17 protein-coding genes are annotated in these 15395 nt (G+C 46.5%); 16 read left to right on the forward strand and 1 reads right to left on the reverse strand.

All coding sequences use genetic code 11. The features are described from left to right. Positions 1–56 precede the first annotated feature (56 nt). From hisS to IV40_RS01260, 6 genes are all read left to right on the forward strand, one after another. On the forward strand, positions 57–1355 hold the full coding sequence (gene hisS, locus IV40_RS01235) for a histidine--tRNA ligase (protein WP_236698004.1): 1299 nt from the start codon (positions 57–59) through the stop codon (positions 1353–1355). A 12-nt stretch (positions 1356–1367) separates the two neighbouring features. Further along, positions 1368–3140 (forward strand): aspartate--tRNA ligase, encoded by a 1773-nt coding sequence (gene aspS, locus IV40_RS01240; protein ID WP_057768546.1) that lies wholly within the window; start codon positions 1368–1370, stop codon positions 3138–3140. 120 nt (positions 3141–3260) lie between these two features. Then, positions 3261–3704: a peptide-methionine (R)-S-oxide reductase MsrB gene (gene msrB, locus IV40_RS01245; RefSeq protein ID WP_057768547.1), complete on the forward strand. Its 444-nt coding sequence runs from the start codon at positions 3261–3263 to the stop codon at positions 3702–3704. Next, the gene (gene msrA / locus IV40_RS01250; RefSeq protein ID WP_057768548.1) at positions 3704–4249 is read left to right on the forward strand and encodes a peptide-methionine (S)-S-oxide reductase MsrA; all 546 of its coding nucleotides are present in this window, start codon (positions 3704–3706) and stop codon (positions 4247–4249) included. The genes msrB and msrA overlap by 1 nt, the downstream gene beginning before the upstream one ends. Positions 4250–4328: 79 nt before the next feature. Continuing rightward, a complete protein-coding gene (locus tag IV40_RS01255) occupies positions 4329–5207 on the forward strand; it encodes a YitT family protein (protein ID WP_057768549.1) in 879 nt (292 codons plus the stop codon). 128 nt (positions 5208–5335) lie between these two features. Then, positions 5336–6241: a deoxyribonuclease IV gene (locus IV40_RS01260; protein ID WP_057768550.1), complete on the forward strand. Its 906-nt coding sequence runs from the start codon at positions 5336–5338 to the stop codon at positions 6239–6241. Between the two features lie 42 nt (positions 6242–6283). On the opposite strand, the gene IV40_RS01265 is transcribed toward IV40_RS01260, so the two are convergent. Next, positions 6284–7114: a pyruvate, water dikinase regulatory protein gene (locus IV40_RS01265; RefSeq protein ID WP_057768551.1), complete on the reverse strand. Its 831-nt coding sequence runs from the start codon at positions 7112–7114 to the stop codon at positions 6284–6286. A 205-nt stretch (positions 7115–7319) separates the two neighbouring features. On the opposite strand from IV40_RS01265, the gene rpsU reads away from it, so the two are divergent. The 10 genes from rpsU (at position 7320) to IV40_RS01315 (ending at position 15376) form a co-directional block, all read left to right on the forward strand. Further along, positions 7320–7502, forward strand: coding sequence for a 30S ribosomal protein S21 (rpsU, locus tag IV40_RS01270; protein WP_057768552.1), 183 nt, complete (start codon positions 7320–7322; stop codon positions 7500–7502). Positions 7503–7527: 25 nt separating this feature from the next. Beyond that, positions 7528–7977 (forward strand): GatB/YqeY domain-containing protein, encoded by a 450-nt coding sequence (locus IV40_RS01275; protein ID WP_057768553.1) that lies wholly within the window; start codon positions 7528–7530, stop codon positions 7975–7977. A gap of 140 nt (positions 7978–8117) precedes the next feature. After that, entirely contained in the window at positions 8118–9110 is a 993-nt protein-coding gene (locus tag IV40_RS01280) for a PhoH family protein (protein ID WP_057768554.1), read from the forward strand. Positions 9111–9114: 4 nt separating this feature from the next. After that, the gene (gene ybeY / locus IV40_RS01285) at positions 9115–9591 is read left to right on the forward strand and encodes an rRNA maturation RNase YbeY (protein WP_057768555.1); all 477 of its coding nucleotides are present in this window, start codon (positions 9115–9117) and stop codon (positions 9589–9591) included. Further along, the gene (locus IV40_RS01290) at positions 9569–9967 is read left to right on the forward strand and encodes a diacylglycerol kinase family protein (protein ID WP_057768556.1); all 399 of its coding nucleotides are present in this window, start codon (positions 9569–9571) and stop codon (positions 9965–9967) included. The genes ybeY and IV40_RS01290 overlap by 23 nt, the downstream gene beginning before the upstream one ends. Positions 9968–9986: 19 nt before the next feature. Beyond that, positions 9987–10892, forward strand: coding sequence for a GTPase Era (gene era, locus IV40_RS01295; RefSeq protein ID WP_057768557.1), 906 nt, complete (start codon positions 9987–9989; stop codon positions 10890–10892). 68 nt (positions 10893–10960) lie between these two features. Further along, complete coding sequence (gene recO, locus IV40_RS01300; protein ID WP_057768558.1) at positions 10961–11746, forward strand: DNA repair protein RecO; 786 nt, start codon at positions 10961–10963, stop codon at positions 11744–11746. Positions 11747–12035: 289 nt separating this feature from the next. Continuing rightward, positions 12036–12935, forward strand: coding sequence for a glycine--tRNA ligase subunit alpha (gene glyQ, locus IV40_RS01305; protein ID WP_156404199.1), 900 nt, complete (start codon positions 12036–12038; stop codon positions 12933–12935). Position 12936: 1 nt separating this feature from the next. Beyond that, complete coding sequence (gene glyS, locus IV40_RS01310; protein WP_057768559.1) at positions 12937–15018, forward strand: glycine--tRNA ligase subunit beta; 2082 nt, start codon at positions 12937–12939, stop codon at positions 15016–15018. A 1-nt stretch (position 15019) separates the two neighbouring features. Beyond that, positions 15020–15376 (forward strand): DUF488 domain-containing protein, encoded by a 357-nt coding sequence (locus IV40_RS01315; RefSeq protein WP_057768560.1) that lies wholly within the window; start codon positions 15020–15022, stop codon positions 15374–15376. Positions 15377–15395 lie beyond the last annotated feature (19 nt).

Genomic DNA, 15395 nt, shown 5'->3' on the forward strand with positions numbered 1-15395 from the left:
TGTCAATCGACAAGCGCGTCTTTTTTTGTATCACGCTTAAAAAGGAGAGAATGCTCGTGTCTAGTTATCAAAAACCAAAAGGAACCGCCGACATTTTACCAGGCGAAACGGCAAAATGGCATTTTGTCGAAGAAACCGCTCGGCAGATTTTTCATGATTATCGGTTCCAAGAAATTCGGACCCCATTATTTGAAGATTACCATGTCTTTTCCAGAAGTTCAGGCGATACTTCTGATATCGTGACCAAGGAAATGTATGATTTCCATGATAAAGGGGATCGGCATATTGCACTGCGTCCGGAAGGAACCGCCGGTGTCGTCCGGGCCTATGTTGAAAACAAATTATACGGACCTGAATATGTAAAACCCGAAAAAGTTTACTATATGGGACCAATGTATCGTTATGAACGGCCGCAATCCGGCCGTCAGCGTGAATTCCATCAGATTGGGGTCGAAGCCTTCGGAGCTGAAAGCCCAGCACAAGATGTTGAGGTCATTGCAATGGCGATGCAGTTACTGAACACATTAGGTGTCAAAAATCTGAAACTTGTCATCAATACTTTAGGCGATAAGGAATCTCGTCAGGCTTATCAACAAGCACTGGTGGAATTCTTGCGGCCGCACTTTGATGAATTGAGTGCCGATTCACAAACCCGTTTGGAAAAGAATCCGTTACGGGTACTCGACAGCAAAGATGAACATGACCAGGAAATCGTCACGGATGCGCCATCCATTCTTGATTATTTGGACGAGAAATCGCAACAGCATTTCGACACGGTCCAATCGTTGTTGAAAGACCTCAACATCGACTTTGTGATCGATCCGGATATGGTGCGTGGCTTAGATTATTACAACCACACGATTTTCGAAATCATGACAGACAGCAAAGCCTTTGGTGGCAAGATGACGACAATCTTAGCCGGCGGTCGTTACAACGGACTGGTTGAACAGCTCGGCGGCCCGGATACACCTGGGATCGGTTTTGGGATGGGAGTCGAACGTCTGATGCTCGTTATGGATGCCGAAGATGTTAAAGTGCCGGTTGATGACGATTTGGAAGTCTATGTCGTCGGAATTGGGGCCGAAACGAATGCGACGACCCTTGAAATGGTTCAAGCTTTGCGCAAGGAAGGTGTCTCTGCCGACCGTGATTATCTTGACCGTAAGGCGAAGGGACAGTTCAAGACTGCCAATCGGTTGAATGCTGAATATGTGATTACGATTGGACAAGATGAAATGACCAATCGAGTGGCCAATGTCAAAATCATGGCGACTGGGAAGCAAGTTCAAGTCCCATTTGAGCAGATCGCACAGCATTTTGAACAAGTGCAACAACAATTAAAAGAAGCAGAATAGGGGAGCGAGAATATGAGCAAACGCACCACATACTGTGGCTTAGTCGATGAATCCTATGTTGATCAAACCGTTACATTAGACGGCTGGGTCCAGAAAAAACGGAACTTAGGCGGATTGATCTTCGTTGACCTCCGTGACCGTGAAGGCATCGTTCAGATTGTTTTCAGTAAGGAATATTCAGGGGCTGCCTTTGAAAAGGCTGATGACCTGCACAGCGAATATGTTGTTGAAGTGACTGGGAAAGTGGTTCGCCGGGTCGGTGACGCCATCAATAAGAAGATGAAGACCGGCATGGTCGAAGTCGAAGCCACCGATTTAACGATTTTAAACAAGTCCAAGACACCGCCATTCCCGATTGAAGATAACATTACGGCCAGCGAAGATTTGAAGCTGCAGTATCGTTACCTCGATTTGCGGCGTCCGGAAATGATGAAGGCTTTGCGGACTCGGTCCCAAATCACGAAGTCTGTCCATCATTATTTAGACGACCATGACTTCATTGATATCGAAACACCTGATTTGACCAAATCGACACCAGAAGGGGCTCGTGATTACTTAGTTCCGTCACGTGTCTACCCAGGCAGTTTCTATGCTTTGCCGCAATCGCCGCAGTTGTTCAAACAATTGCTGATGGCAGCGGGTTTCGACAAGTATTATCAGATTGCCCGTTGCTTCCGTGATGAAGATTTGCGTGGCGACCGGCAGCCGGAATTCACCCAGATTGATTTGGAAGCCAGCTTTGTGACTGCCAAAGATATTCAGGATTACACGGAAGGTTTGATTGCCCAAGTCATGCATGATGAAAAGGGCATCGATGTCAAACTGCCATTCCAGCGGATGGATTGGCAAGAAGCCATGGATCGTTACGGTTCTGATAAGCCGGATGTTCGTTTCGGCATGGAACTGCAAGATGTCAGCAACTTGTTCAAAGATAGTGCCTTTAAAGTCTTCAGTGGCGCAATTGCTAATGGCGGCCAGGTGAAGGCGATTGTCGTTCCGGATGGTGCTAGTCACTATTCCCGGAAGAACATCGACAAATTGCAAGAATATATCAAGCGGTTTGATGCGAAAGGCTTAGCTTGGCTGAAGGTCAAGGACGGCACGGTCAACGGGCCGATCGCCAAATTCGTCAAGGATAACGACGAACCATTGCTGAATCAGTTAGGGGCTAAGGAAGGCGACTTGATCGTCTTCGTTGCCGATGCTAAGAAAGTCGTTGCTGAAAGCTTAGGTTGGTTGCGCAAGTACTTTGCACATGATCTCGACTTGATCGATGAAAATCAATATGCCTTCTTATGGGTGGTCAACTGGCCGTTGTTTGAATTTGATGAAGGCATTCAGCGTTGGGTTCCGGCCCACCATCCATTCACGATGCCGAATGAAGAGGATATTCATTATCTGGATACCGATCCGCATAAGGCCCATGCCCAGTCGTACGATATCGTTCTCAATGGTTATGAATTGGGCGGCGGTTCCGTTCGTATCCATCAACGTGACATTCAGGAAAAGATGCTCAAGGCCTTGGACTTCACGCCAGAACGAGCCGAAGCACAGTTTGGTTTCTTGCTGAAAGCTTTGGATTACGGGTTCCCGCCGGAAGCAGGACTTGCCATCGGCTTGGATCGCTTTGCAATGCTGTTAGCCCATAAAGACAACATTCGTGATGTCATTGCCTTCCCGAAGAATTCAAAGGCTACTGAACCAATGACGAAGGCACCGGCACCAGTTGCTGATAATCAGTTAACGGATCTGGGCATTGAAGTCAGCCACGACGCTAAAAAGTAAATTTTGTTTCAAAACAGTGATCCTGCGATCACTGTTTTTTTTGTCTAAAATCGCAATTCAGCCCATTTTATTGCGGCCAATCGATTTAATGTCGTATAATCGCTCCAAGAGGTGATCAAGATGGCAGTAACAAAAGATGATGAATTAAAGAAGCGTTTAACGCCGGAACAGTATAACGTGACTCAAAACGGTGCCACTGAAATGCCGTTTTCAGGCCAGTATGATAATTTTTACAAGCCAGGCATCTACGTTGATGTTGTGAATGGCGAGCCTTTGTTCAGCTCGACGGATAAATATGATGCCGGCTGCGGTTGGCCGTCCTTCACGAAACCAATCGAGACGTTGAAAGAAAAAACGGATACCTCGCATGGAATGGTGCGGACCGAAGTGGAAAGCGACCAGGCACATTCTCATTTAGGCCATGTCTTTAATGACGGTCCGAAAGACAAGGGCGGTCTGCGTTACTGTATCAATTCGGCGGCATTGAAGTTCATTCCAGCAGCTGATCTCGACCAAGAGGGTTATGGCCGTTACGATTATTTATTCAAAGGGGGTCAAAAATAATGGCAACTGACACAGCAATTTTTGCCGGTGGATGTTTCTGGTGCATGGTGCATCCGTTTGATACGTATCCAGGCATCAAGAGTGTCATTTCCGGTTATACCGGCGGGCACGTCGCCAATCCGACTTACGAACAGGTTTCCAGCGGCACGACCGGACACACCGAAGCAGTCAAGATCACATTTGATCCGGATATCATTTCATATCGCAAATTAGTCGATATTTATTGGCATCAGACTGATCCAACCGACGCTTCTGGCCAATTCCAAGATCGGGGCGATAATTATCGGCCGGTAATCTATTATAATTCGCCGGAACAAAAACAAGTCGCCGAAGCATCCAAGGCGGCGCTGCAGAAGAGCGAAAAGTTCAAACAGCCGATTGTCACTCAAATCGAGCCGGCCCAGCCGTTTTATCCGGCCGAAGAGTATCATCAGGACTTTTACAAGAAGAATCCGCTGCGGGATCAGCTCGAAGAAAATGGGGGCCGGGCCCAGTTCAAAAAGGAACACTGGGACAACGGAAAGAGCGACACACCGTTGAAGTAGTCTCTCATTTAGGGGTTCGATTTTTACGCAATTTGTAGTATGCTATACAGGCTAAACAAATTCATAAAGGTCGGTTTTTATGCAAAGAATTGAGAAACTTGCGAAACATCATCAAAATATGTCGAAGCTTTCGGCGGCATTCCTCTATAGTATTGCGGTTGCCGTTGCGTTAAACTTTTTCTGGGAGCCAGGCGGTATCTACGCTTCTGGGATTACTGGGCTTGCCCAACTGATCTCAACGATCACAAAACGGTTTGCACCGTTTACGGTCTCGACGGCGCTGATGCTGCTGGTTCTCAACTTGCCTTTATTTGTGTTGGCGTGGCGCAAGATCGGCCATCATTTCACGGTCTTTACAATCATTTCGGTTGTCTTATCCAGTTTGATGATGAAAATCATTCCGGTAACAAAGCTGACGATCGACCCGATTATCTGTGCAATCTTTGGGGCCGTCCTCAACGGAGCCGGAACTGGTTTTGCGTTAAAAAATGGGATTTCCACCGGTGGATTGGATATTCTGGGGATCGTTCTGCGGAAGAAAACGGGCAAATCGATCGGAACAATCAACATTATTTTCAATGCGATGATTATTTTTGCGGCTGGTTTCATTTTCGGCTGGCCCCATGCGTTCTACTCTGCATTAAGTATTTTCATCAATGGGAAAGTCATGGATTTGGTTTACACGCGGCATCAGAAGCTGCAGGTTATGATTGTGACGAGCCATCCGAAAAATGTGATTGAAGCGATCCAAAGCGAAATGCGGCGGGGAATCACAATTGTGCATGACGCCGAAGGAGCTTATAAACACCAAGAAAAAACGATTTTGTTTACGGTGATTTCACGGTATGAAATGCACGATTTAGAAAGTGCGATGTATCATTCCGATCCGCACGCCTTTGTGAGTATCACTTCGGCGGTTAAGATTCTCGGTCATTTTTACGAGCAGCCGCATGATTAGACTAAATTAAAAAAGTTACTTTAACTCCATTAAATTACAATTCAAGCACACTTCCAAGTCGGAAGTGTGCTTTTTTGTCGCCCTGATTTTTGGTACAATGGCCGTAGCAAGGGAAAGGAATGAACGGCATGAAAATTGGATCACATGTTTCGATGAAAGGTACGAAAATGTTATTGGGTTCGGCACAGGAAGCGGCTGCTGAAAACGCCAATGCATTTATGATTTATACAGGGGCACCGCAGAACACACGGCGAAAACCGACGGAGAAATTTCAAATCGAGCCGGCCCATGCTTATATGCAGGAACATGGAATCGATACGATCGTCGTTCATGCCCCTTATATCGTCAACTTGGGGAATACTTTGAAACCGGACAAATTTGAATTCGGTGTGCAATTTATGCGGGATGAAGTGGCGCGTGCCGATGCGATCGGTGCGCAGCAAATGGCCTTCCATCCGGGGGCACATGTCGGCGCCGGTGCCGATGCTGCGCTTCAGCAGATTATCAAAGGGCTTAATGAGATTTTAACGGAAGACCAGACCGTTCATATTGCCATTGAAACGATGGCTGGCAAAGGAACCGAAGTCGGAACATCGTTTGAACAATTAGCGACGATTATCGACGGTGTCCAAGATAATGACAAGCTTAGTGTGTGTTTCGATACTTGCCATACGAGTGATGCTGGGTATGCAATCAAAGACGATTTTGACGGTGTCTTGAATGAATTCGACCATCTTATCGGACTCGACCGGCTCCAGCTGATTCATCTGAACGATTCTAAAAATCCGCAGGGCAGTCATAAAGACCGTCATGAAAATATCGGTTTTGGAACGATTGGGTTCGATACGTTAAATTATGTGGCTCACCATCCGCAGCTTGAAACGGTTCCGAAGATTTTGGAAACGCCTTACATTGACGGCAGTAAAAAGAAACGGGCCTACTCGCCTTACAAGCGTGAAATTGCCATGCTTGAGACTGAAACCTTTGATCCAGAGATGAAAGATGAAATCCTCGCTGAAAACGAGGCTTCGTGACAGAAAAAGCTGGAACAAAAATGTTCCAGCTTTTTTAGTGCGTTAATTTTTCGGTGTCCCATAGTAATCGAGTCCCATCTTTTCAAGAATTACAGTGGCTGTTTCCTCGATTGAACGATTGGCAACGTTGATGACCATACAGCCGAGTTTCTGATACAGATCATTGGCATACTTCAATTCCTTGTTGATTTCATCCATGTCGGAATAGGTTGTGTCCGGGTTCAATCCATAAGCAATCATGCGTTCCCGGCGGATATTATTTAAAATTTCAGGATCATTCGTCAAACCGACGATCTTCTTAGGATCAATTTGGAAGATTTCTTCAGGAATGTGAGCCTGTGGCACTAGCGGCAGGTTGGCTACTTTGACGTTTTGGTTGGCTAGAAAAAGGGATAACGGCGTCTTTGAGGTCCGTGAAACGCCTAATAAGACGATATCGGCCTCTAAGAAGCCTTTCGGATCCTTGCCATCGTCATACATGACAGCAAATTCCATCGCAGAAATGCGGTCGAAATATTTGGTGTTCAGATGATGAATCGCACCGGCTTCGCCAGACGGTTTCTGGTTGGCCAGATGACCAACTTCATTCATGATTGGGGTCATCAGATCAAAATAATCGACGCCTAATTCGGTACAAATCTGGTTGGTTTGATCGGCCAACCCTGGTGTCCCGAAGGTATGCATGATAAAACCGCCGTGTTTCTTAGTTTGTTCGACGATCGGCCGGATTTTTTCGACTTTCGTGATAAAAGGGAACCGTTCGATGCGTGGTTCGACATCCGGATATTGTGCCAATGCGGCTTGTGCAAGGCGTAAAGCCGTTTCTCCGACTGAATCGGAAAGAATGCTGACGCTGATTTTTGTGGCTGCCATGTAAAAAACTCCCATCTGTTGTTTCAATTGATATGCTTATCATAGCATAGTCACCTGTGAAAATGTATCCGCTCTCTTTTTTAAATAAAAAAGTCGGGGTTTCGGGAAAGTTTTGTTGACGCGCTTTTTCTGTTTCGCTATAATAAATAAGAACGATACCAGTGTGTGTCGTTTCTATTTTCAGATGCGAGGGGAGGGATATCAGATGTCAAAGACAGTCGTTCGTAAAAACGAATCTCTTGATGATGCTCTTCGTCGCTTCAAACGTTCCGTCTCAAAAAGCGGTACATTACAAGAATACCGGAAACGGGAATTCTACGAAAAACCGAGTGTGAAGCGCAAGTTAAAGTCAGAAGCAGCACGTAAGCGTAAGAAGAAGCGCTTTTAAGGTCAATTTCTAAGGAAATGATGAAATGAGCTTACAAGATTCTTTAAATTCTGATTTAAAAACTGCAATGAAGGCGCATGACAAGGCAACTTTATCCACTGTTCGGATGTTAAAATCATCACTCCAGAATGAGCAGATCAAACTGGGCCATGATTTGACACCGGATGAGGAATTAAGTTTGCTCTCACGGGAATTGAAGCAGCGGAAAGACTCTGAAGCCGAGTTCAAGGAGGCTGGTCGTGATGATTTGGCTGATTCAACGGCAACGGAAATCAAAGTCGTTGAACGTTACATGCCAAAGCCATTGACGGCGGATGAATTGAACAAAATTGTTCAAGACACCATCCAGGAGACTGGTGCTACGTCAAGCAAAGACTTCGGCCAGGTTATGAAGGCTGTTATGCCGAAAGTAACTGGACGTGCCAATGGGAAACAAGTCAGCGCAGCTGTGAAAACAGCTTTAAACGCCAACTAAATTGCATATAAAATGAAAGAAGTTTCGGTCGTCCGATCGGGGCTTTTTTTGTGTCGTTCGGTCTGGTACGACTGAATCTTGTCGCAACCTCTAAGTGTGTTAAAATAGGGATACAAAGTAAATCTATCATTTGAGGGGTAATGAATTTTTTGACTGGCAAAAAACAATTTGAAAAATCATTTCACCTGCAAAATCCGGATCAAGCACCGGATTTAATGGGGATCAACGATCAGTTCCTCCATTTGATCGAATCTGGCATGCAGGTGACACTGAGTGCTTTCGATGACGATATCAAGATCAGCGGCGATAATAATGAATTTGTTTCGCAAAGTTATGCGATCTTGACAGCACTGACAAAGCTCTTGGATCACGGCATCAAATTAAGCGGAGCCGATGTGATGAATGCAATCAATATGGCTCACGCCGGCACGTTAGATTATTTTACCGATTTTTATAGCGAAGTTTTATTACATGATAGTAAAGGCGCCCCGATTCGGGTCAAGAATTACGGGCAGCATCAATATGTCGAAGCGGTCCGGCATAAGGACATCACGTTCGGAATCGGACCAGCCGGGACTGGGAAAACTTATTTGGCCGTTGTCATGGCAGTCACTGCTTTGAAGAAACGGCTTGTTGAAAAAATCATTTTGACTCGGCCCGCCGTTGAGGCCGGTGAAAATCTCGGTTTCCTGCCTGGCGATCTGAAGGAAAAGGTCGATCCGTATCTGCGGCCCGTTTACGATGCACTGTATAACGTCCTGGGCACCGAACATACGAACCGGCTGCTGGATCGTGGCGTGATTGAAATTGCGCCCTTAGCCTATATGCGTGGCCGGACACTGGACCAGGCGTTTGTCATCTTGGATGAAGCGCAGAATACGACGGAAGCTCAGATGAAGATGTTTCTGACTCGGCTTGGTTTTGGGTCGAAGATGATCGTCAATGGGGATGTCACTCAGATTGATCTGCCTCGTCATGAGAAGAGCGGATTGATCGAAGCCAGTCACATTTTAAAGGGAATCGATCAAATTGAATTCGTTCAATTCAAAGCCACCGATGTCGTGCGGCATCCAGTAGTCGCTAAGATCATCGAAGCATATGCGCACGCAGACGAACAACGAAATAAGGAGTAGGGTCATGGATATTGAAATTGTAGATGAGACCAAACAGGTCGATGAAGCCCATCTGAAGATGGCACATGATTTGCTGGAATTTGCCGGCAGCTATATGAAACTGGCCGCTGATACGGAGATGTCGGTTACGTTTGTCAGCGACGACAAAATCCATCAGATCAACTTGGAATATCGGCAGACCGATCGGGCCACCGATGTGATTAGTTTTGCCATTGAGGAGGAAACTGCCGAAGAAGGGCTGCCCAAGAATTTTGAGGAACTCTATCATATTCCTAAGGATATCGGCGACTTGATTATTTCGCCGGCGACGGTTAAGGAACATGCGGAACGTTATGGGCATTCTTTCGACCGTGAATTCGGCTACACACTGGTACATGGCTTCCTTCATTTGAATGGGTATGACCACATCAAACCTGAAGATGAGGCTGTGATGATCCCGCTACAGGAGAAAATTTTAGATGCGTATGGACTCAAACGATAAGCAGACCGGCAAAAATAAAACCTTTTTCCGTAGCGTCCGCCATGCGCTGACAGGGGTCAGAACGGCTTTTACCGAAGAAGACAATCTGAAACGAGATGCCACTTTTTCAATCGTGGTCATCCTGCTGGGATTTATGCTGCGAGTTTCAGCTTGGGACTGGCTGCTGCTGTCGATTGCGATTGCGATCGTCGTTATCAGCGAGATGTGGAACACCGTGTTTGAAAATATGGTCGACCTGGTCGTCCATCATCAATATGATCCGTTAGCGAAGAAAATTAAAGATATGAGTGCTGGAACGGTCCTTTTGACGGCGTTTTTCTCAAGTTTGATCGGATTGTACGTGTTTGTACCGTATCTCTGGCGGATGCTATTTTAAAGAAAGAGGCAATTGATAAATGACTGAAAAAAAGTTTCGTTCTGGTTTTGTGGCGATTGTTGGCCGGCCCAATGTGGGGAAATCAACGTTCATGAACCGGATCTTAGGTGAAAAAGTCGCCATTATGTCGCCAAAAGCGCAGACGACTCGTAATAAGATTCAGGGCATCTACACAACGGATGATGTTCAAATCATTTTTGTGGATACTCCTGGCATTCACAAGCCGCAAAACGGGCTCGATGAATATATGGATGATGCGGCTTTGTCGACACTGAATGAAGTCGATGTCGTCCTCTTCATGATCAGTGCACCTGATAAAAAAGGTCCTGGCGACCAGTTCATCATGGATAAACTTAAGGCGGTTAATAAGCCAATCGACCTTGTTGTCAATAAGATCGATGAAGTTCATCCCGACCAGCTGCCGAGTATCGTCGCCAGTTATGAAGATGAACTGCAGTTTGCCAATATTTTCCCGATTTCGGCAACTCAGGGTAATAATGTCGCGCAAATGATCACTACACTTGAAAAAGAGCTGCCGGCCGGACCGCAGTATTATCCGGAAGATCAATTATCTGACCATCCCGAATACTTTGTGGTCGGTGAATTGATTCGTGAAAAGATTCTCGAACTGACACATGATGAAGTGCCGCATTCAGTTGCCGTCGTCGTTGAACGAATGAATCAGCATGTCAACGGCAAGCTGCAAATCGAAGCGACCATCATGGTCGAACGTGATGGTCAAAAAGGAATCATCATCGGCAAGGGCGGCAAAATGCTGAAAGAAATCGGTATTCGTTCACGTCGGGACATCGAAGCTTTACTGGGTGAAAAAGTCAACTTGAAGCTTTGGGTCAAAGTTTCGAAGGATTGGCGGGACAATAACCGCTATCTGAAGGAATTCGGCTACAATAAGAAAAAGTTATAGAACAATCGTATTGATGGCAAGAGTCTGAGTTCGCTCAGGCTCTTGTTTTGCCGAAAGGGGGTTTTACAGTGGCACAACATGCGCTCGAAGAGTTCGAAGGAATCGTTATTTATCGCAAAAATTATCGTGAAAAAGACATGCTCGTCAAAATGATCACAGATCAATTCGGGAAAAAAATGTTCTTTTTGCGAGGCGCTAATCGGCCGAAATTTCGGATGCGGGCAGCGATCCTGCCTTTTACCATCGGCACGTATGTCGGCAATCTGAGTGACGAAGGGTTGTCGTTCATCAATACGGCCAAAGAGTACCGTCAGTTTCAGACGATCGGAAGCGATATTTTTCTGAATGCCTATGCGACTTACATTCTTAATCTGATTGATGTGGCCTTTCCAGACAGTGTACCGATTCCGCAGTGGTATGCCTTTGCCAAACAGGCGCTCAACTTGATTGACGATGGCTTTGATGCCGAAATTATCATGGATATTGCCCAGATTCAGTTATTGCCAGCGTTTGGGGTCGGCCCCCATTGGCAGGATTGTGTGATTTGCCACCGGACAAAAGGCTCCTTCGACTATTCGGAAAAATACGGCGGCATCCTGTGCGATCAGCATTGGCAGCTCGATCCGTACCGCCTCCATGTCGATCAGCGGACGATGTACTACCTGCGGTTATTTTCCGTCGTCGATTTGATGAAGCTGCATTCGATCGATGTCAAAAAAGAGACGAAGCAACGTTTGAAACGAGTCATCGATGTCCTGTATCGAGATACGGTCGGCATTCATCTCAAGAGCAAGCATTTTATTGATGAAATGAATGGCTGGGAAGACCGCTTCAAAGCTCCGGATCAAAATTAAACTGGGATTGACAAGCCTTTTGGGGACGTTTAAAATGAAACTTGAAATCAAGCCATGAGGAAAAACGGGATTAGTGTGCAAATGAAAGCGAGTCGGGATAGTGCAAGCCGACTGAGCAGCTGATTACTGGGCGTTTCTGAGCAGCGATTTATGAACGAAGCGCAGGTCTCATAATAGGCCTGAAGTAGGGTGGAACCGCGAATATAAATTATTCGTCCCTATGTAGAAACTTTTTCTGCATAGGGGCGTTTTTGCGTTCTTATCCAGAAAAACCAAAGGAGAAAATGGAATGGCAAAGATGAATGTGCAAGACATGATCCAGACTTTGCAGCACTTCTGGTCCAAAAAGGGCTGCATGCTGATGGATGCCTATGATGTTGAAAAAGGGGCGGCAACAATGAGCCCGTATACGTTCTTACGAGCAGTCGGGCCCGAACCTTGGAATGCAGCCTATGATGAACCGTCCCGCCGTCCGGCTGACGGCCGTTACGGCGATAACCCGAACCGTTTGTATCAGCATCATCAGTTTCAGGTGGTTATGAAACCTTCACCGTTGGAAATTCAGGAATATTATTTGGACAGTTTGCGTGCGTTAGGCATCGAACCGCTCGAACATGATATTCGGTTCGTCGAAGATAACTGGGAGAACCCATCGATGGGCTGTGCCGGTGTTGGTTGGGAAATCTGGCTCGACGGAATGGAAGTGTCACAGTTTACCTACTTCCAGCAAGTCGGCGGCCTGCAGTGCGATCCCGTCATGAGCGAAATCACTTATGGGGTAGAACGGCTGGCATCCTACATTCAGGATGTCAATTCCGTTTACGACCTCGAATGGGGCGATGGCGTTTCGTACCGTGATATTTTCAAAGAACCTGAATATGAACATTCCAAGTATTCGTTCGAAGACAGCGATCAGGATTTGTTGTTGAAATTATTCGATGCTTACGAAAAAGAGGCATGGCGATTAGTGAAACTGCACTTGGTTCATCCCGCTTATGATTATGTGCTCAAATGCAGCCATACCTTTAACCAGCTGGATGCACGGGGGGCCGTATCTGTGACCGAACGGGCCGGCTATTTGAGCCGCATCCGCAAGCTCGCACATGCCGTTGCCAAGACGTTTGTTGAAGAACGCAAAAAGGCCGGTTTCCCGTTGTTGAAGAACGATGATCAGGCAAAGGAGGATTAACATGTCAAAAACATTCTTATTAGAAATCGGACTAGAAGAAATGCCCGCTCATGTCGTCACTCCCAGTGTCGAGCAGTTGGAAAACCGAGTCGAGGACTTTTTAGATAAAAACCATCTCGCTTATGAATCTGTGCGTCCGTATTCGACTCCTCGTCGTTTGGCGGTCATGGTCGAAGGCTTGGCTGATAAGCAGGATGATATCGAAGTCGATGCCAAAGGGCCGGCTAAGAAGATTGCTGTGGATGCAGACGGCAATTGGACCAAAGCTGCCAAAGGCTTTGCCCGTGGTCAAAAATCCGATCCAGATCAGATCGTCTTCAAAGATCTCAAAGGGACCGAATATGCCTATATTCATAAACTGATTCCAGGCAAACCTGCCGCTGAAGTTTTACAGGGACTCGACAAAGTCGTCGAAGCGATGACCTTCCCGACCCGGATGCACTGGCACACATACCACTTCGAATACATCCGGCCAATTCACTGGATCGTTGCTTTGCTCGATGATCAAGTCATCGACTTCCAAGTTTTGAATATCAAGACGGGGCGTCAAACTCAGGGCCATCGTTTCTTAGGTGAACCAGTGGCATTAAAGCAGGCGAGCGACTACCAGCAGGCTTTAGCTGATCAGTTTGTCATTGCCGATGCGGAAGACCGCAAGAACATGATCCGGCAGCAAATCAACCAAATGGCTGCTGAACAAAACTGGCAGGTCGTTTTGGATGCGGACCTGCTTGAAGAGGTCAACAATTTAGTCGAATATCCGACCGCCTTTTACGGCACCTTTGAAAAGCGGTTTTTGGACATTCCAGAAGCCGTTTTGATTACTTCGATGAAGGATAATCAACGTTACTTCTATGTTCGGGACCAAAATGGCAAGTTATTGCCATATTTCATTTCCGTTCGCAATGGCGATAAAGCCCATCTCGAAAACGTCGTGCATGGGAATGAAAAAGTTTTAACGGCACGACTTGAAGATGCCGCCTTCTTCTATCAAGAAGATCAGAAGCATACGATTGATGACTATGTGGAACGGCTCAAGAAAGTCAGCTTCCATGATAAGATTGGCTCAATGTATGCCAAAATGCTGCGGGTCCATGCCATTGCGCATTTCTTAGGCGAAAAGTATCAATTGAGCAACCAAGAAATGAAGGATCTCGATCGGGCTAGCATGATCTACAAGTTTGATCTGGTGACTAGCATGGTCGGTGAATTCTCCGAATTACAAGGTGTCATGGGCGAAGTGTACGCCAAGCTGGCCGGCGAAGATGAAAATGTTGCTGTTGCCATTCGTGAACACTACATGCCGACGAGCTCTGAAGGCGAATTGCCGCAAACGTCTGTCGGTTCCGTTTTAGCCTTGGCCGACAAGATCGACAGTATCGGCGCCTTCTTCAGTGTCGATATGATTCCGAATGGGTCTAACGATCCGTACGCATTGCGTCGTCAAGCTTATGGGATTGTCCGCATCGTCGAAGACCATGGCTGGCATTTACCGATCGGCAAGGTTGAAAATGAAGTCGCTCGTGTTTTAACAGATGCCGGTGTGACAGATGGCCTTGACGTCACCAAGAACCAAAAAGAAGTGCTTGACTTTATGCTCGACCGGATGCGTCAATGGTTAGGCAACGCCGCCGTTCGGCATGATATTATCGATGCGGTTGTCGAAAGCAGTTCCGAAGATCCGTTGACCATGTTTGCGGCTGCGAAGACACTCGAAGCGCATAAAGATGATGATGACTTCAAGGATACGATTGAGGCCGTTACGCGTGTGCTCCGTCTTGACGCCAAAGCCGATTTTGATGAGAATACCGATTTAACGGTTGACCCAAGCTTATTCGAAAATGATTCCGAAAAACAGCTCAATGAAGCTGTGATCGATCTCAGTGAAAAGTGGTTCGACCAGACGATTGAAGAAGATTATCAAAGTCTTCGTGAATTGCGGCCCTTGATCGATGAATACTTTGATCAGACGATGATTATGGATAAGAATGAACAGGTCCGTGATAATCGGCTGAAGCAATTGGCTCAAGTTGCGAAATTAGCGAATGTTTTAGGCGACCTGAACCAGTTAGTTGTGAAATAACATGGGGCAATTACAGATCAAACGGGCCTATACGGCGGCTGCGCCCAGCGATGGGACGCGTTTGCTGGTCGATCGGATCTGGCCACGGGGCGTGTCGAAAGAAAAGGCTGCTTTGACGGATTGGGACAAAAACATTGCACCTTCGACTGAACTGCGTCAATGGTTTGTCCACGATCCAGTTAAATTTCCGGAATTTACCAAACGGTATCTAGCGGAATTGAATCAGAATCCAGCGGCGGCTCAATTTAAGCAGCAAGTGCAAACGGCTTTAAAAACGGGCAACGTGACACTGATTTACGGTGCCAAAGATACGACGCACAATCAGGCAGTTGTTCTGCAGCAGTGGCTGCAAAAATAAAAAAGTTGCCCTAAAAAGG

This window comes from Lactobacillus selangorensis (assembly GCF_001437205.1).
In the GTDB taxonomy this organism is placed as follows: domain Bacteria; phylum Bacillota; class Bacilli; order Lactobacillales; family Lactobacillaceae; genus Paralactobacillus; species Paralactobacillus selangorensis.